Origin of the sequence: Helicobacter muridarum (assembly GCF_000765805.2) — a bacterium.
Lineage (GTDB): Bacteria > Campylobacterota > Campylobacteria > Campylobacterales > Helicobacteraceae > Helicobacter_A > Helicobacter_A muridarum.
Genome location: NZ_JRPD02000023.1, coordinates 1 through 18,868, shown reverse-complemented (window position 1 = coordinate 18,868; position 18,868 = coordinate 1). Strand labels below are relative to the sequence as shown.

At 32.0% G+C, this 18,868-nt stretch carries 13 protein-coding genes and 1 pseudogene; 1 reads left to right on the top strand and 13 read right to left on the bottom strand.

The features are described from left to right. Positions 1–77: 77 nt before the first annotated feature. The 4 genes and pseudogenes from LS73_RS10460 to LS73_RS08215 form a co-directional block, all read right to left on the bottom strand. Positions 78–1,856: pseudogene (locus tag LS73_RS10460) on the bottom strand (type I restriction endonuclease subunit R); the annotation flags it as partial. Positions 1,857–2,172: 316 nt separating this feature from the next. Next, complete coding sequence (locus LS73_RS08225; protein ID WP_233708911.1) at positions 2,173–2,385, bottom strand: S24 family peptidase; 213 nt, start codon at positions 2,383–2,385, stop codon at positions 2,173–2,175. 90 nt (positions 2,386–2,475) lie between these two features. Then, the gene (locus LS73_RS08220; protein WP_034556675.1) at positions 2,476–2,985 is read right to left on the bottom strand and encodes a hypothetical protein; all 510 of its coding nucleotides are present in this window, start codon (positions 2,983–2,985) and stop codon (positions 2,476–2,478) included. Continuing rightward, positions 2,975–3,340 carry a helix-turn-helix domain-containing protein gene (locus LS73_RS08215; protein WP_034556673.1) on the bottom strand — a complete coding sequence of 122 codons (366 nt, stop codon included), beginning with the start codon at positions 3,338–3,340 and terminating at the stop codon, positions 2,975–2,977. The genes LS73_RS08220 and LS73_RS08215 overlap by 11 nt, the downstream gene beginning before the upstream one ends. 274 nt (positions 3,341–3,614) lie before the next feature. On the opposite strand from LS73_RS08215, the gene LS73_RS08210 reads away from it, so the two are divergent. Beyond that, on the top strand, positions 3,615–4,568 hold the full coding sequence (locus LS73_RS08210) for a hypothetical protein (RefSeq protein WP_104717596.1): 954 nt from the start codon (positions 3,615–3,617) through the stop codon (positions 4,566–4,568). A 517-nt stretch (positions 4,569–5,085) separates the two neighbouring features. Here the strand turns inward: LS73_RS08210 and LS73_RS10290 are convergent. From LS73_RS10290 to LS73_RS08155, 9 genes are all read right to left on the bottom strand, one after another. After that, positions 5,086–6,012 carry a PKD domain-containing protein gene (locus tag LS73_RS10290; protein WP_034557997.1) on the bottom strand — a complete coding sequence of 309 codons (927 nt, stop codon included), beginning with the start codon at positions 6,010–6,012 and terminating at the stop codon, positions 5,086–5,088. Further along, the gene (locus tag LS73_RS08190) at positions 5,996–6,343 is read right to left on the bottom strand and encodes a hypothetical protein (protein ID WP_034557996.1); all 348 of its coding nucleotides are present in this window, start codon (positions 6,341–6,343) and stop codon (positions 5,996–5,998) included. Before LS73_RS08190 ends, LS73_RS10290 begins: the two co-directional genes overlap by 17 nt. 4 nt (positions 6,344–6,347) lie before the next feature. Then, positions 6,348–6,569, bottom strand: coding sequence for a hypothetical protein (locus tag LS73_RS08185; RefSeq protein ID WP_034557995.1), 222 nt, complete (start codon positions 6,567–6,569; stop codon positions 6,348–6,350). Between the two features lie 36 nt (positions 6,570–6,605). Continuing rightward, entirely contained in the window at positions 6,606–6,785 is a 180-nt protein-coding gene (locus LS73_RS08180; protein ID WP_034557993.1) for a hypothetical protein, read from the bottom strand. 237 nt (positions 6,786–7,022) lie between these two features. Further along, complete coding sequence (locus LS73_RS08175) at positions 7,023–7,265, bottom strand: hypothetical protein (RefSeq protein ID WP_034557992.1); 243 nt, start codon at positions 7,263–7,265, stop codon at positions 7,023–7,025. 115 nt (positions 7,266–7,380) lie between these two features. Next, entirely contained in the window at positions 7,381–12,966 is a 5,586-nt protein-coding gene (locus LS73_RS08170) for an LPD3 domain-containing protein (protein ID WP_034557991.1), read from the bottom strand. Positions 12,967–13,014: 48 nt separating this feature from the next. After that, complete coding sequence (locus LS73_RS08165; protein ID WP_104692217.1) at positions 13,015–18,000, bottom strand: putative barnase/colicin E5 family endoribonuclease; 4,986 nt, start codon at positions 17,998–18,000, stop codon at positions 13,015–13,017. A gap of 82 nt (positions 18,001–18,082) precedes the next feature. Beyond that, a complete protein-coding gene (locus LS73_RS10665) occupies positions 18,083–18,250 on the bottom strand; it encodes a type I restriction endonuclease (RefSeq protein ID WP_407918750.1) in 168 nt (55 codons plus the stop codon). Between the two features lie 60 nt (positions 18,251–18,310). Further along, positions 18,311–18,556 (bottom strand): PDDEXK family nuclease, encoded by a 246-nt coding sequence (locus LS73_RS08155; protein WP_034556594.1) that lies wholly within the window; start codon positions 18,554–18,556, stop codon positions 18,311–18,313. Positions 18,557–18,868 lie beyond the last annotated feature (312 nt).

Genomic DNA, 18,868 nt, shown 5'->3' with positions numbered 1-18,868 from the left:
AGAACAACACATTCATCGCCTTTTGAATTAAATAGAGTTATGCTTTTGTTGATATTTTCTTCTAAATCTCTAAAACAAACAATATTTCCAAAACTTTTTACAGAATTTAAGATTCTATTTGTCCTTGAAAATGCCTGTAAAAGCCCTTGATATTGTAGGTTTTTATCCACCCAAAGAGTATTTAATGTCGTAGCATCAAAGCCAGTTAAAAACATATTGACTACAATTAGCATATCAAGCTCTCTATTCTTCATTTTCATGCCAACATTTTTATAATAATCATAGAATTTTTCTATACTACAATTAGTATCATTAAAAAGCTTGTTATAATCTTTGATTGCATTTTCTAAAAATTCTTTTGAGCTTTGAGATAGCTCTCCATCGAATTCGTCTTCATTTAATTCCTCATTTGCACCAAAACTATAGATGATTGCAATCTTTAGCCTTTTATCCTTGCTTAAAGTTTGCATTTGCCTTTGAAACTCTGCATAATAAAGCTTTGCCATTTCAATATCAGCACAAGCTAAGATAGAGTTAAATCCTAGCAAAATATTTCCCTTCGAATTGTAACGCTCATTGCGCTTAGTTTGTATATCAAAGTTTTCTAAAATATATGAGGTAATTTTTTCAATACGCCTTTTATCTTTTAGTGCCTTTTCTTTATTGATATTTGAAACTTCTTCATCAATAATACTTTCTGCTTTTTTCACTGTGGAGTGATAACTAACCTTAAATGGCAAAACATTTTTATCCTTAATCGCATTTACCAAAGTATAAGTATGTAAACATTCTGAAAAAATTTGCTCCGTTGCGATTTGTGAATTTACACCCTTATCAAATTCCTTGCTAAAACCTATACTTCTAGCATTTTCCTTAAAAATAGTCGTTCCTGTAAATCCAAACATCATATATTTTTTAAAAGCTGCTTTTATGTCTCTTTGCATATCGCCGAATTGACTTCTATGGCATTCATCAAAGATAATCACACAAGGCTTAGTTAAAACCTCATGATTTTTATAAGATTTTACAAAATTTGAAAGCTTTTGAATAGTTGTAACGATGATTTTAATTTTATCGCTGCTAAGCTGTTATTTAAGTTCCTTTGTGCTAGAATTTGCCTTTACGCAACCTTTTTGAAACTTCTCATATTCTCCAATGGTTTGAGTATCCAAATCCTTCCTATCTACTACAAAAAGCACTTTTTCTATATTTTGAATCTGCGTTAAAAGCTGTGCGCTCTTAAAGCTAGTAAGCGTTTTGCCACTCCCAGTAGAATGCCAAATATACCCGCAACCCTCCAAAGAGCCATATTTTTTATAAACTAGACTTGTTTTAACCTTTCGCTCAATGGCTTCAGTTGCCGCGATTTGATAAGGGCGCATAATTTTTAGATTCTCCTCTATATCAAAAACGCTATATTTAATCAAAATATTTAACAAAGAATGCCTTGTAAAAAAGGTTTTAGCAAAGTCTATTAAGTCTAAAATCTGCTCATTTTGCATATCAGACCAAAAACAAGTAAATTCAAAGTTGTGATTTGTCTTTTTGCCTTTACTTTTATCATTTTCTTCACAATGCTTTTTACGTGTAGTATTGCTGTAATACTTTGTATAAGTTCCATTACTTATAACAAACATTTGAACCCAATCATACAATCCATTCCCTGCAAAAAAGCTCTCTCTACCATAACGCTCGATTTGATTAAAGGCTTCTTTTAAATCTTTCCCTCTTCTTTTAAGCTCGATATGCGCCAAAGGCAGTCCATTAACAAGAATGCTTACATCATAGCGGTTTTTATAATCTCCTTGTGAATCATATTGATTTATCACTTGTAAAAAATTATTTTGAATATTGTGTTTATCTGTAAAGTATTGTTAAAATCAAAGTGATGAATATATGAAGAAAATAGCATGTGGGTGGGAGTTTGTGGCATGTTTTTGTGAAATCAAAGTGAGGTGTTATTTTTTGAATTTGTAAAAAGATTTTTATACATTGTAAAAAGAATCCTATACATTCCTTTACAAAATACTATACATGTGTATAAAATATGCTTGAAAGTGCGTATTTTATGGAATTTAAACGACTTTAAACAAAAATATTTAAATGTTTAAATAGTAAAACTAACAAGGGACATGACTAAGAGACATTGATGGACAAATTAATAAAATAATATCAAGTCATCTTTTGGAATAAACCGACAACAATACCTAGTATATCGTAATCTCTTCCCTCTAAATCTATATCATCATAGCTTTTATTATCGCTTATAAGCTTGTATTTTGGTAGTTTTTGTAGCCTTTTGATATACAATTCATCATCTATTCGGGTAACACATATTTGCTCTTCTCTTGGCATACCTTTTTCTAAAGAAGCTTTGCTTTGCACTAAAAGCTTAACGAATTGGGATTGTGTGTAACTTCACTAATCAACCTACTAATCAACCTTTTATGTTGATTAGTGCGGTATAAGTTTTAGCTATATCATCTTTAGAAAAAAGTGATATATTAGATTTAATCTTTCCTGTCTTTTTTTTACGGCAAAATCAAGCAAGTTGTCGCATCCACTGACTACACCCTTTTGAGATTTTTTAATATTAAAAATTTCTTGTAGTTTAGGGATAATATATTCTTTGTAATCTTTTGCACTTTTATCTTTTAATTTATCCACAACTTTCTTTTTTAAAAATTTCAAATGCCTTACAGCTTGATTAAAATTATCTTGCTCGATTTCCTTATAACTATTAACTTTCATTTTTGTTTTCAAGCTCCACCATACATCTCTGCTTGTATTACTTATATCTACACCATCTCTAAAATGAATTTGGAATTTCTTGCAAAAATCATGTATATCCTTAACTTGTGCTTGTAACTTAAACCTTTGTTCTGCTGTAATGTGAATATCTGGGTCTAATTGTAATTCAACCACTTTTCTAATAACCTTCTTTTCACCAAAAACTATACTATTGTTGTTGCCATTAATCGCCATAACTGTCCTTTATCTTTAAGAGCTTTTCTTTAATGTCCTTAATCATCTTTGGTGGTGCATAATCTTTAATCAGTTGGAATATTTCTTCCAGCTCATCATCTTTGGCATTTGGAATCTTATTGTTACAACCAACGACTTGAATGTTATTATTGCCTTCAATCACACCATTATAAAATGCATTAAAATCAACACCATACTTATCTGAAATTTTTTTCATAACACCGCTTGGAACCTCCCTTTTATTGTGTTCATATCTAATATATGTTTGGAGTGGGATATCAAGGTCATGAGCAAATTGATTTTGCTTAATCCCTAACGAATCTCTTATTTCCCTTAATTTGTTATCTATTTTCATAAAATTACCTTGACATAAATTATATATTTGGATAATATTATCCAAACAGACAATGTAGTTTGCAATTTGTGTTGTTATATAACATTATATGCAAAATAAGGGGTATTAATGAAAAAAAATATAAGCAGTCAAATAAAAAAGAGATATGGGACTATTAAAACATATAGTATCAAAAAAATCTGAACTACTCAACATTAAGATTTTTTATATGTAAATACCCAAAAACAGATATGCCTAGATACGAAAAAGCTCTTAGAGAGGACGGATTCATAAGATGACAACAAGAGAATTGGGAAAGATGTATCATATAAGCATTCAGGCTATTAATAAGAAAATTTTAAAAGCAAGTTCAAGCCATAAAAATATTATCCAAATAGATAATAAATATTTTGTATTCACCTACACAAACGGCATAGGTCGTGGCGGCAAAGTATTGCGCATTTGGAGTGAGCCATTTAATAGCGAAATAGAAGCAGAAGCGTTTATATATAACCAAAGAATAGAAACTATTGTAAAGATATACAAAAAAGAGGATAAATACAATATTAAGGCTATAAGTAAAGAAGTAGAGGCTTTTATAAATGCATATAAGGCTAATGGGGAGATTAGCCTTAAGAATGCAGGGAGCGATGAATGCGATAATGAGATTCTTAGCCCTCAAAGCAATGATAAGGCGGTGGCTCAACATCATAATGTGCTACATCACAAAGAATCTATCAATACAGGCACAGAATCTAGCAAGGCAATATCCAACAAAGTATCAGAATCTAGTCTTTTGGCTACTGCTAGTGTAGCTAAAAGTGTGGATTTTGCAAATAATGAGTGTAATAATGAGATTGCCATAAATAACAATTCTTTTAATGATAAAGTAATAGATGTTTCGGCTACGCAGGACTCGCCTATGGCTCAACATGACAGAGTAAAGGCGGAGCATGACAAGGGGAGTGTTCGTAATAATACAATAATAGAAACTTCTGGTGCCCGCCTTCAGAATGACAACAAAGTAGAAAACGACAAGGTAAAAGATTCTTCGGCTACGCATCACTCGGCTACGCATTACTCGGCTTTGCTTAGACATAACACAAGTGGAGTTATTCAACATGACTTATTGGCAGGCATGACAAGGTGGCAGGGATTAACTCAAGATTATCAAATCTTCATTCTATGCTCTTTCATAAGTAAAATTGCCTATTTCGTATATCTTTTTATCTTTATTAATGGCTTCTAAATTCACTTCTTCCAATTCATTCCTTGCTACTTCTTTTAAATACTAGCTCTAGCGTGATTTTATTTATTTAAAATAGCCTTTAAAGTGTGAAGGTCCTTTAGCTCATCTTTTAACTTAAGATTTTCCAAAAAAGCTCAATAGCCTTTTTTAATGGCTCACTAACACTATCCTTGCGTGCTGCTCCATTTATTGCACTCTCGCTATAACCTATCGCTTCTCACAACTCTTTGTAAGTTATACCTAACTCTTTTGCTATTGTTAACAAGTTTGCATATTAATCCTTTAACTTTTTTCAAGCTCTCTCACTCGCTTGTTTAAGTCAAATATATAATATCCTAATAAAGCTATAACAAAAAAGATCATATTAAAACTCCTATATGGTAGAATAAGCAACGCAAAAAGCTTTGCCCCGCTTTTGAGCTGGGGCTTAGACTTAAAACCACTTGTAAATAAATATTATAATTGCTACAAGTTTCTCACTTATAAACTTATTTCTAATCAAATACAACAAAGCTCCCTAACACACAAGCACTTCTAAGTTTCTAAAATACTCTTTTATTAGGAATTTCTCTTGTGTTTTATCGTTTTCATACTCTTCATTTTGAACGCTTACTAAAGCCTTTAGCATTACATTATATGAGCCACTTTTACTATAAGATTTTAGTATATTATCCTTTTGTGTGCTAGTCTGTCCATCGCCAAAATCCCATTCTGCTTCTACTAACTCAATGGAAGTTACAATATGAAAGCTTATTACTTCATTGATTGCTATAATGCTTTTAGTTACATAAATCTCTATGATTGTAGTATCAAAGTCTGTGTTATAGTCTGGAATCTTAACCCTTTTCCACTCATCTGTATAATCACTAATTGCTGCTTCACCAATAGCTTTTAGCGCATCAACTGTTGTTTTTTGCATATCATAGCTTTTTAATAGATCTGGTTTATTTGCATTAGATAGGACATTTTGATAGCTTACCATGCAGTTAGCCTTATTAATTTGAGCGTTATCATTTGCACTTTTATGAAGGACTTCAGCTTTGATTTTATCTTGCAAGGCTTGGGCTTGAAGTTGTGCGGTTTGCATTTTGCTAGCTTGTATCTTAAAGAAACTTTCTTTTACTTGATTAGCTAGCATTGCTACTTCTTTTTTCTTACCTAAAATCCCTAATGCGCTTTGATTTTGTGCATCTCTTGTAGCTATTTCATTTTGGTCTATTGTTAAAGCAGTTTGCACGGCTGTATTAAACACTCCTAAGAATGTTTTAGCCATAAAATCACTATAAGCTAAAGCCTTTTGGTCGTCTGTAAAAGAGTGAGAGGGCATATATTTTGTAAAGCTCTCTAATGCGTCTTTATAGATTTGACTATCTTTCATTTTAGCTTCTATAAAGTCAAAGTTTTCTTGAAACTTTTTCAATGTTAGGTTATCTGTTTCTATCATGGTTATCCTTTAGTGTTATAGATATAAAGACTTCATTATTACTCTTTAGATCTGCTTCTACTTTAGTTACATAATATCTCTTATCGCTAAATTGCAATATTGCAGAAATTACATTGTTTAAGTCTTTTAATTCTTTATAGCTCATATTGCTTTTATTAACTATTGTTTGCTTTTGTTCTTTTTCAAAATGCTTAACCTTAAGAGAATAATATTTATGCAAATTAAGCACAAATTCTGCTAAAAATGCAAAGAAGCTATAAACTAGATACATCACAACTAGCATAATAAAGCCTGTTAATATCAAAGTTACATAATCCCAATTAACTTGCATGTTTTTACTTTTCTTTTAAGCTTTTTATTTCTTTTAGAATCTCCTCTTTTTCTATGGCTTCTTGTTTTAGCCTTTTTATTTCATCTTTTAGTCTTTGTATCTCATACATATCACATAGGTATCTATCTGGATATGGTGTTGATTTCTCCATACCTATTATGTATTTTATTAGGCATAATATTACAAATAGTCCTATCAATCCAATTATTGCTGTGTATGTTTCCATGTTTATCCTCTCTTTGTATTGCTTAAAGTCATCTTTTTACTTGCCCTCTCTTACAAGCTCAATACCTACATACATACACTCATCATTCCAATAATCAGTGTATATATCATCAATTTTTAAGCCCTCGTATTCCTTATTTTTTAAAAGCTTTTCTAAATGCTTTCTTAGATTTTCTTGTATTTTTTCTAACATTTTTTCAGTATCTAAAGCGTCCATGTTTATCCTTTCTTATTTGTTATAGATTCTGTAGTAGAATTACAGACTAAAAGGTTTTGGCTGCTAGGCATTCAACCCTACTCAACTTATGGGGCTTAGAGTAAGCGAATCCAGCTAGTGTGTAGTTGTTAGCTAGGTCTGCGACCTTTTAGTTCTCTTTCTTATACAGAATTTCCATTTCATTAACAAGTTCATTCATTCTACTTCCACTTTCATCAGCATAATATGTTTTAAAATCTACTTTTCTTTTAAGCTTTTGATTGCTTGTAGAATCTCATCTTTTTCTATTCTTTCTTGTTTTAGCCTTTTTATTTCATCTTTTAGCATTTGTATGTCATGTTTTAACCTTTTTATCTCATACATATCACATAGGTATCTATCTGGATATGGTGTTGATTTCTGCATACCTATTATGTGCTTTATTAGGCATAATATTACAAATAGTCCTATCAATCCAATTATTGGTATATATGCTTCCATGTTTATCCTTTCTTATTTGTTATAGATTCTGTGGTATGATGAAACTAAGTTTTTACATATCTAACGAACTGCACGGGACTCGTTAGCTAGAAATATGTAAAAATTCCGCCCTTAGCTATGTCGTGCTATGCGTTGGGGCGGATTGTTCGATAAGCTCTAATTCAACACTATAAATTTTATTTCCCTTTGTTTTACCCAAAGTAGTTTCCTTAATCGTAATCAACACATTATTATCATTAAATGGTGAATTAAATCTATGTATAAGCAAGTTATTAGCACCGCTTTTGTCTTTTGTGGTTTCCTTTAGGGTAGCATTCTCATAAAGCTTCTGTATATTTTGCACTGCTTGTATGTGTTCTAACTCGCTAAAGCCATTAGCTACACTCTTATTTATAGCTGTTGTGCTTAACATTTTTGCTAAAGACTTGCTAGAAACTTGTGCTTTTAATCCTGTTTTGTTATTTATAATATCCTTATTTAATAATGTCTCTAAAGCCTCTTTTGTTTCTTGCCTATGCTTATGAATATCTGCTTGTGTTTCTTTTACATTTTTTGCTTCTTTATTAGATTCTATATCTAATCCCTCTTTTTCAGCATTAATCTTATCATGTATGATTTTCTTATAATACTCGCCTAAGACTGCTTCCATAAATTCATGGTCTTTTTGCTCTCCCATGCCTAAAAAGATTGCTAACTCTTTTTGCCTATACGCTCTTTCTTCTAAAAGCTTTTGTGTTTGGCTTAAATCATTGCCTTTTTCTCTCTCTAAGGCTTTTTTGGATTTTGCTATTTGTGTTTCTTTTTCATAGATTTGTCCTTCTAAAACGCTAGCATAATCGCCTTTTATAAGCCTAGTGTAGCCATTATTTAGCCTTGTTAGATAGTTTAGCTCATCATAATATGCTTGTTTTAAATCAATCTTATTTAATGGGAATGAGTTTTTTAAATCATCGCCTAAAAGCATTTCTACACCACTGCTAGCCTTATAAGCCATTAGATTTTTGCCTTTATATGTGCCTATTATTTGCATTTTGTCAGGATTTCTTGCAAAGTCTTTCATGACTTCAGCTAAAGCTTGATTTATAACATCATTTTCTTTTTCTTTGCTTTTAGTCTTTTGCTTATCATTCTCTTTTGTGTCTTTTTTTGCCTTTTTATCCTCTTTTAGATTCCATGTTTTAGCATTAATGCTTAAAGTATCATTATCTTTTGTGTCCTTTATAAACTCTTTTAGATACTCTAGCTTTTGGCTGTTGCGTGCTAAAAAATCTTGTGCTTCTTTTATCTTTCTTGTGTTATTTGCTACAATGTTTTTGCTTGTTGCAATAGTATTATTTAGCAAATCTAGCTCTTTTTGTAAGCCCATAAACTCTAAATGCTGTTCTGCATTTGGGCTTGCCATAGCCTTAAGCCTGCCATGCAAATTATCTTCGCTAGTATCCTCTACAAACCTTGCTTTTAGATTTGGGTCTTGAATCTGCTTTATAATCTTTTGCTTTTGCTCTAAGGTTTGAAGCATTAAAGCATCACTCATCTCTTTTGTTACATAGGTATAGATTTTAGCTTTAAAGTTTGGTATCTCATCTATTAGCCTATTTCCTTGTCTAATGATTCTACCCTCTCTTTGTTCCATATTGGCTGGTGTCCAATTTAAATCTAAATGGTGTAATGCGACTAATCGCTCTTGGAAGTTACTTCCAGCTCCCATTTTACCTGTGCTACCGATTAATACTCTAATTTCACCGCTATTTATCTTTTCTCTTAAGACATTCTTACTCCATTTAGAGTTACCCTCCGCTTGATAATCATGTATGAAGGCTATCTCATTCTCTTTTATGCCTTTTTCAATTAAGACTTCTTTTAAATCATCATACACACTAAAGCCATCTTTATACTGCTCTATCTGTATCTCTAAATCCTCTTTTTTCTTACTAAGATTTTCTACCTTTTCAAAGTCGCCTAATTCCTCCAATTCATCTATTCTTTTTTGAAGATTCTTTAACTCTTTTCCTAGCTTTTCTATCTTTTTCGGACTTACCTTTTTCTTTGGCACTGAAGTATCTAAAAAGACTAATTGCGTGCCTTTCACATTGTCATATTGTTTATAATTCTGATAGATATTATTTGCAGATTGTGCGATTTTACCATTAGAATCTCTCTCCAAGCTTCTATCAATTAAACGCATATCTAGGCTTGCTTTATTAGAATCAGAGATAATTTTTAGCATATTATCGCTTCCTTTTTCCATTGAAGCTCTTTTGTTTTGCTCTATCTTTTCTGCTCGCTTCTTTATTAATTCCATAAATTCAGCTTGATGTGAATTCTTATCAATGACTACATTAATGCGCTCAATCTCTGGCTCAAGATTCTTTATACCTTGCTTTTCTGCTGCCTTTTTCATATCATCTTTTGTAACGACATCAGCAAATTGTAGATATTGATTTTTTAGCTCTGGTAAGTTTGTAAAATCTCTTAGCCTTGTTGTGAGTTTATAATCGCCTGTTGCCTTTAGCTCAAACTCACTTGCTGCCCCTGCAAACTGCTTACACCATTCATCAAAGTGTTCAATCCCTGCAGATTCTAAACCTTTTGGACTTAGGAATCTTTGCAAGACATATACATCGCTTATAAAGTTTGTAATAGGTGTGCCTGTTGCAAATAACACTTTGCCTTTGTCATTATCAAAGACATGTGTTACTTTCATCATCGCATCTAATGCCCTTTGGGAGTTTGCCGCTCCTATACCTCTTACATTTCTTTGTGCGGTTTGTATGGGTAAGTTTTTTAGATAATGTGCCTCATCAAACATTAAGGAATCAATGCCTAAGTCATCAAAGAAAAGATTTTGTTTTTCATTTTCTATTTCTTGTATGTAATTTTCTAGCTTTTCTTTTAGCTTGTCTCTTTTATTTAGTGCGGCATTCATTACTCTTTTTGGTGTATTAGGGTCTTTTGCTAGTTTTTCTATTATTTTATCAATATATTTAAGCTCATTTTGTATATATCTCTCAAAGTAGCTAGGCGAGATATTCATATTTGTAAAAGCAGTATATGTAGTTATGGTTATATCATTGTCATTATTTTTAATCCTTGCTAATTGTTTATTTTTATCCTTTTTGCTGACTGCTTGCACCAATTGTATTTTTGCATTTGGATAAAGCCTTCTTGCCTCTGCTGCAAGCTGTGGAGCTACATTGTTTGGCACAACAATCATGGGCTTTTTTATTATTCCTATTCGTTTAGCTTCAATAGAGCTAGCCACCATTGTATAGCTTTTACCTGTGCCTACATCATGTGCTAAGAGCGTGCTATTTTCTTGTAAAAACCTAAATATCGCGTTATTTTGATGTTCTCGCATAGATATATCTGCATTTTTACCAATAAGTTGTATATGGCTACCATCATATTTTCTTTGCACAATGCGATTAAAGGTATCGTTATATTGCTTTTGTGCGATGTCTGTAAAGCTCTCATTCTCTAAGATAAAGTTTTTAAACTCTGCACTTAATTGCTTTTTCATAGATTCTAAGCTTTGAGAGGCTATAGGGTCTGTATATGTAACTGCATTTGGCTTTTCTTTGCTAAAAATTGTTTTTTGCACTTTTAAGGTTTTATTATTAAACATATCTTCTAAATAATATGCCCCATCAATAGTGCTTATCCCTGTTTGCTCTCTAAATTTATCACTTGTTGCTATTGTTAAATCCCTGCCTGTTGTTATGCCTTTGTCATATTTAAAATTCCAACCTACACCATGAATATAGCTTGTTTCTATATTGCTTTCTAAAACATCTCTTAAAAAAGAATCTGTTATATTTTTATCTAGCCAGTTTGCACCTAAAGGGATATTTACTAAAGGCAATTCAATATCATCAGGTATCACATTCTTTAAATCATTATATGCAATCTCTTGATATTTTCTTATACTTTCATCTTCGCTAAATTTAGGTAATCCATTTTCATCATGAAAGCTTTCAAGCCTAGTTTTTACATCACCACTTAAGAATGCTTCTTTTTCTATATGCTCCCCGTTATTATCTAAATAATGTATTTTATTATCTAGCAATTCCTTTTTAACAGATTTTATATCTTTACCTAAAAGCTCGGCAATGCGTCCATAATTATAGCTTCCTGTTTCATTTAAAGTTATAGCCACTGCTTCATTTAAATTATTAGCACTTTGTGGTGCAATATATGGATAATTTACTCTTTTTGTGAAAATATCAGACTTTATTGCTCCTACTACTTTGTCATTGTTAACTATTGCTTTTTTCTCTAATGCAAAGAGTTCAAAGCTTTCATCATCTAGCATTTCATAAGCTTTAAACTTTTGTGAAATTGCTCCATTTTTATTATAAAAGCTAGAGTTTTTGCCTACTAGCTTTTGATATTGCGTATTTAAATCTTTCCTTAAAGCTTCTATTGTCTCATACTCTAGCCCTTCTCTTTCTGCATTTTGCAATTTAGATAGAGTTTCTCTTACATTATTTATATCTGGTAGCATATCTTTTAGGGCTTTAGCTCTTTGCGTGATTGTGCTTTCACTCCAATCAGTTAGCTCTTTTAGCTCTGCTTCCACATTGATTATATTGCCATGTCTATATATTTCATTATCTTTTAATACTAAAGGGCTATTTTCTCCTATAAATTCTTTAGCCTTATTTGCTTCCTCTACTTCTTGTAATAGAGATTCTCTATTGCTTTTATGCGTAGTCAATGCTAGATTATCATGCTTTATATACTCTTGTAACTTTAAGCTATTTATATCAAAGTCTTTATTGACTACTTCTATAACATCTCCAAACTGCCCTTTACCTACTTGCATATTTCCTAAGACATTTTGCGGATTATCTAAGAAGTATTTAGATACTTGCATTCCATTAAAATCTGTTGTTTCTATCCATGAATTATCTAGCTTCTCACCCTTTCCAGCTTTTCTAAAGACTAATATGTCAGTTGTTACCTTTGCGTCTTTAAAGGCAGTGTTTGGTAGTCTTACACCGCCCATAAAAGCCGCATTTTCTGCTATTTTTGCTCGTGTTAGCTTATCTTTTGCGTCCATAAAGTTATGCGTAACAATTTGAATGCTTATGCCATTTTCTGCTAGATTGTCTATGCCTTTTTTCATAAAGTAGTTATGAGCAGTTGCCCTAAAGTTAGAATCTTTAATAATGAAATTACCATAGGGTGGATTGCCGATTACTAAGTCGTAAAAATCATTGATTGCGTATTTTGATTTCTCAAAGCCAGATTTATTAATCTTTACATTAGGATAGATTAGACTTGCTAGCTTTGCAGAGATAGAATCTATTTCTATTCCATGGATATTTAAGCCCTTATTGCTTAACTCACTTAAGAATCTACCCACACCAACACTAGGCTCTAAGACATAATGCCCTTCTTTTAATCCAAAGCTTTGTGCTAGACTTACCATTTCTCTAATAATTGGCATCGGTGTATAAAAGGCATCACTAGCCCTTTTAAGCATATCTAGCGGTGTTATTTTCTCACCTAAATGCTCGCTTAGAGAATTAAGCAAAGATTCTAACTCCCTGTAAGCTTCTCCTTTTTCCTTTATATTTTTAAATAGCTCATTACTAGCTTTACCAAAGCCTCTAAAGTTGCTTAATATTTCTTTTTCACTATCATTTAGCACTCTTGGATTTTCTAATATATCTTTCAAAAGCTTTAAGCTATCCATATTTAAATCATATAGCTTTTTAGAGCTTGCTATCTCTTCTAAATCTTGTTACTTAAAGCTTTTTTGTATTAATGCTTTTTCCTCTGGATTAAGCAATCCTGCTGGATTAGAGCTACTTTGAAAGTTATCTGCTTCTTTTTCTACTTGCTCTACTTTTTCTGCTTTGTCATGCTTCTTATTCCTTGCGTCATGTTGAGCGTCAAGCGAAACATCTTTATTAAGCTTTTTTGTGGTAGAATTAGGCTTGAGTTTAGTGGTAAAGTCCTTCCCCTTTTTAAAATCATCAAGGTTGCTAAGGTGATGATTTTCTCCTTTGTTAAATGCTGTAACAATCCATTTATTATCTCCATATATAACACCATTTTCTCCCCAACCTTTATTTATTCCTAAAATATAATCATCATAGTAAATATTTGCACCGCTAAAAGTCTCTTTAATCTCTCCTTTTTCTACTATATCTGCCATAAGTTTTAAATCTAAATTCGGGTGTTTATCTATAATATGTGCTAAGCCATAGCCTTTATTCTTTTCTGCGTTTGTTACTTTACCCCAAACTAAATCAATATCGCCTAGCTCATCTCTATAAAATGCACCTGCTACTTGTCCTTGCTTCTCTGCTAAAGGCTTTTTAACTGCATTTTGCCCATCGTGGTAAAACTCTGCGTAATTTGTGCCAAATTCTTTGATAGGATTTGTATTTATCTTTTTTTCTATATTATCTCGCCATTCTTTTATATTTTGTGTTAATACCTCATAAAGCTTATCATTGCTTCGCATATTAGGATTATTTGCATTCTGTTTTTTGTATTGCTCTATTTGAGCCTTAAAGGTTTGATTGTCAGAATAACCATGCTTATGCGCCATATCTCTTAAAGCTATGAAATTATTTCCCTCCTGCTGCAAACCCCATTGCGTGCGTAAGTTCTGCGGAACATTCCATAAATCCCATTCTATGCTTTTTATCTTATAGCCAATCTCGTCTAATTGCTCTTCTTTTACTTCTGTTTTTGCTTTATTGTCTGCAAAGATTGCATCGTATTTAGTGAAGAATGGCTGATATTCATCATTATCTATGTATTCTTTCCAATAGTTATAATTCTCCATATCCCTAAAGGTGAGCTTTTTTCTAAACATTCCTTGATTGTTTAAAGAATTAAATTTATCCTCACCCATAATTTCTTTTAGCTCTTGTAAGGCTTGCCTTAGGATAGGTTTTGTGTTTTTTAATTCTTTTAGCTCCTTTCGTGTAGTTTCATATTCTTGTATTAGTGGCTTTGAGAGTCGCTCTTTTGCTTTTTCTATTTTCTCTACATCTAGGCTTAGAGGTTGTTTTATCTCTTGTTTTTCTTTGTTTTTGGAATCTAAGTCTTTTCGTGGTAGATTACCTTGCAACTTTTTTAACTCTTTTTCTTTTGTATGACTTCTTATGGTAGAATCATCTAAATGCTTTTCAATAGGCGCTAGAGATTCGGACGCTGTAGTCTTTGTGAGATTAGCATTCCCAAGCTGTGAAGTATTACGTCCGAGCTTTGCTAAAGGCTTGGGGTTTAATTCTAATGTCCCTTGCTTTGCATTATTCTCATCAACTAGCTTTTGTGTTTCTTTTACACTTAAGCCTTGCTCTTTTGCTTCTTTTATGATGTCTTTTGTGGGTTTTGGTTTTTCTTGCGGGATAGATTCTTCGCTACGCTCAGAATGACTTTTAGATTCAGAATGACTTTTAGGCTCGGAATGAGGCAATGCTTCGTCATTTTGAGCGTTAGCGAAAAATCTTTTAGAATCTTGTTTAGATTCAATATTAGAATCTAATTTAGCTTTTTGTATGTCTAGCTTTTTACCCTCATTGTTTATTTTTTCTATTATCTCTTTCAATAACTCTTTTTGAAAATCGCTTAAATGCTGTGTATTAATGCCATTTTGCAGTGCATAGGGTATTTTTTCTCTATTTACATCGTTAAGCGCATAGCCCATTATCTGTGCTTTTGTTCTATCAGAAGTAAAGCCTGCTAGCATATCTTTATCTACTTTTAAGCCTGTTAATGGCTCTATTATTTTATTGCTGCTAAGCTGTTTGCTATTACTTATTAGCTTTTTTATATGAAGCATTGTTATAGGTATATTATCTTTTGTATTAGCTACTTCTATCTTTTTTACTACATGTATAGAATCATCTAAAAAGTCTATTGCTAATGCTTTGACATTCTTTTCATTTTGCAATCTATCCTCTAAGAATTTATAATCGCTATATTCTAAATACTTATCTCCATAGTCTTGTATTGCTTGTATTTGCTGTTTTAATTTATTTTCATTGATTTGTTTCTGTGTTTCTTTGACGCTTAATTTTTGCTGTTTTGCTTCTTTTATGATGTCTTTTGTGGTTTGTTGTGTATCTTCTTGCGGTATAGATTCTTCGGCTAAAGCCTCAGAATGACTTTTAGGCTCGGAATGAGGCAATGCTTCGTCATTTTGAGCGTTAGCGAAAAATCTTTTAGCTTGTTTAGATTCAATATTAGAATCCTTAGCCTTTTTACCTTTGTGCGTTAAAGATACATTTCTACTACGAAATCTAGGGCTTGTTTGATACTCATTGCTGTTTCCTCCTGCATTAAATCCGATGTTATTATCCTGTTTAAATCCGATTCTAGCATTATGTCCTTCTCCCTCTCGCAGAATATCATCGCTGCTTTTAGTATCGAAGCTGCTATTGCTAGGCTCTGCTCGTATGTTTTCCTCTGCTCTAGCATTATCTTGCGGCTTTTCCTGTGGTATCTCTTGTGATTTGAATCCATCTGCATTGCTAGGCTCATTGTCTCTTTTATTAGCTCCTCTTGTGTCTTGTAGCCCTTGTGAACTATCGCTCGTGTGATTATTAAGCCCTTCACTTCCTGCTCTATAATCTCTTTCAATAGATTTTGTTGTAGTGGCTGTTGTGCCCTGTTTGTTTGCGGTTTGTCTTGTGCTTTCTTGTCGCTCATGTGCTTTTCCTTTCATATTAGATTCTATTAAATCGGCTTGTTTTTGTGTTTGTGGTTTTGTGGAATCTGTGGTATAATGCTCTTTGTCAAGTTTGATATTAGAGTTTGCTATATCATCGTAAGGGGTAGAAGCGTTAATCTGACTATTCGCTTGATTTTTATTATAAATCTCATATCCGCCTTTTTCAATTTTATTATTTAATCCATTCTCGCTTTTTGGTGCATTACTCCTAATAATCCATTCATTATTATCGTTTCTTGCTACGCTTGTAAAATGCTTTTGCTCGCCAAAGTTTTTAGCAAAAATAATCGTATTTTCATCTTGCATTATAATTCTGTGTGGTTCTTGCAAGGTTGGTTTTATTCTATCTAAATATTTCATTCTGTTTTCATTCATAAGCTTTAAAAGGCTCCCACCTTTTAATCTAATCTCTTGTATTCCCTCTTTTGCTAATGCTTCTTTTATCTCTTGGCTAAAATTTGGTATAAAATCATCTTGCAAGCTCTTAAGATTAAAGGTTTCTTTCCATTTTGTAGCTATGTCTTTTGGGATTGCATGCTTTATATTGCTAGAATCTATAAAAATTTCAACATTATTTTCAACTTCTGCTTCTAAAGGTGTTTTTCTTTCAAAGAATAGATTACTATCTATCTTATTTTGTGTAGCTTCTGGTGCTGGTAATAAACCTTGTATCTTTTTATAATTAACTTCTATATCATTAGCCTTTTTATATACTGCATTCATTGACTCTTTTTGTGTTGCTTTTGCTTGATAGGTTAAATGTTTTATGTCATTGTTTAATATGGGCTTAGGCAATGCTTCTAAAGCCTTATTTAGCATTCTTTTACTAAGTCTATTTAACTCTTCAAAGAAATAATAAAGTATTGCGGCTCTAATAGCACTATCAGTTAAAGGAAGTGCATTGCCTTTAGAATCTACAATAATGCTATAAGGTATTTTTATGTAATCTTTTATGCCACTTTTTAGCTTTGCTAAGTCTTTTAGTTGTGATGGATTATTTGCTAATTCTTTAGCCATATTCTCTACATAGCTTAATAAATTGCCTGCTTGTGTTATAGAATTTGCATAGTTTTCTTGCAACTTATACTCTAATGCTTTGCTTGGATTTTGTTGCAATAGGCTTTCTACTTCATTAATATCTTGTTTTAGTTCGATTAAGTTGTTTTTTATGGAATCTGTAGTAGAATTATTGTCGAGGGTTGCCTCTTTAGTAGTGTTTCCACTAGCACCAGTCGGACGTTTAAGCGAGGCTATAATATCGTCCCCTTTTAATATTTCATCTGCATTCTCTAATTCTCTTGTTAAATAGTCTAAATCAGTATTTTTAAAATGAGTAATAAAAGTTTTATCATTATTCTTTGTAATTAACACATAATAAAAAGAGCCTTTTCCATCTTTAAACCGCTTTAAATATTTGTCTTTATTGTCTTTTTTATACTTAAAATGAGGTTCTTTTAGTGTCGTTTCAAGTAAATTAAAAATTCTATTTCTTAATACGCTATCACCCCTAGTCTCTAAATGTTGCTTAAGATTCTCTACATTATCGAAGTGTTGCAAAATTTGCAACACTTCCTCTGCGTTTAAGGCTTTAGGCATTTCCTCTGGTGTGATATTTTCTAGTGCACTCTTATAAGCTTGCTTTGTTTTAGCATTATTATCATCATAGCCTAATGCTTTATTATGCTCTATTACTTCAGCATCAATTATTTCCTGAAACTCTTGCAACTTTGGCTTATACTCTGCAATAGCAGTAGCTATTTCATCTTTAGCCTTTGTGTTAGTCTCTGTTTCATAGGCTTCTTTTAGTGCAAATATGCTATTTATAGAATCTTTATTTAGCTTTTCTCTCCAATAGTTAAACTCTTTTAATACCTTTATAGCTTCACTATCATCTTTAAACTCATTCTTACTTAAAGATTCTATGCTTGTATTAATAAAGTCTTTTGTATCTCTTGCATAACGCAGGGCTAAACCTAGCTGATGCTCTAAGCTTTGATGTGCTAGATTGTCGCTTAATGCTCCTGCAAAGCGGCTCATAATCTTATGCACGAAGTTATAGAATAGTAGTAATGTCCTACCAAATAAGCCATTAGCACTAGAGATTAATACATTTGCTGGCTTAAAGAATGCTTACATCATAGCAGTTTTTATAATCTCCTTGTGAATAGTATTGATTTATCACTTGTAAAAAATTATTTTGAATATTATGCTTATCAATGATTTTTAAATTTTGTGCTTTGCCATTATCAAAAGTAAAATACTGATCCCAAAAATCAAGATGAAAAATTTTACTTTTATCAATAGTGCTATGACTAGGATTTGCTAGAATTTCTTTAAAGAATCTTTGCTACTCATTTGCGTTAAACTCACAATTATTAAGCCTTTGCATTTGGATTTTAAGATTATTAATCAAACTTTCTTCATTTTTGATTTTGCTATATTCATAACCATTTTTTTGCAAAATTTTAATAAATTTGCTTTCAAGCTCCTTTTCACTCTCATAATGCCTTTCTTTTTCACTGCTTGGGGTAAATTTCGCCACAATAGTGCTTTGATCATTTTGTGAAATGGAGTGAATCTTAGTCTCTTGCATGATTTTCCTTTTATGTAATTTATTGATTGCTGCCCCACTATCCTAAAACAACGACATATTACTTTTCCATAAGCTTACCATTTTTACAAGGGATTACTTTGTTATAACTTCGTTACCTTGTCATATTTAGCCTCTGTCATTCTGATAGCAATAAGCTCTAAGAATCTCCCTTACCACTCCTATAATCTTCACTGAGTTTAAGTCCAACTACCTTTATCATGTCTTAAAGAGCAAAGAAACTAGTCTTATTTACTGATTGCTTTGTCTTTAGATGAAGCTCTCATTAATAGAGATTCTTCATCTAGCTTTAGG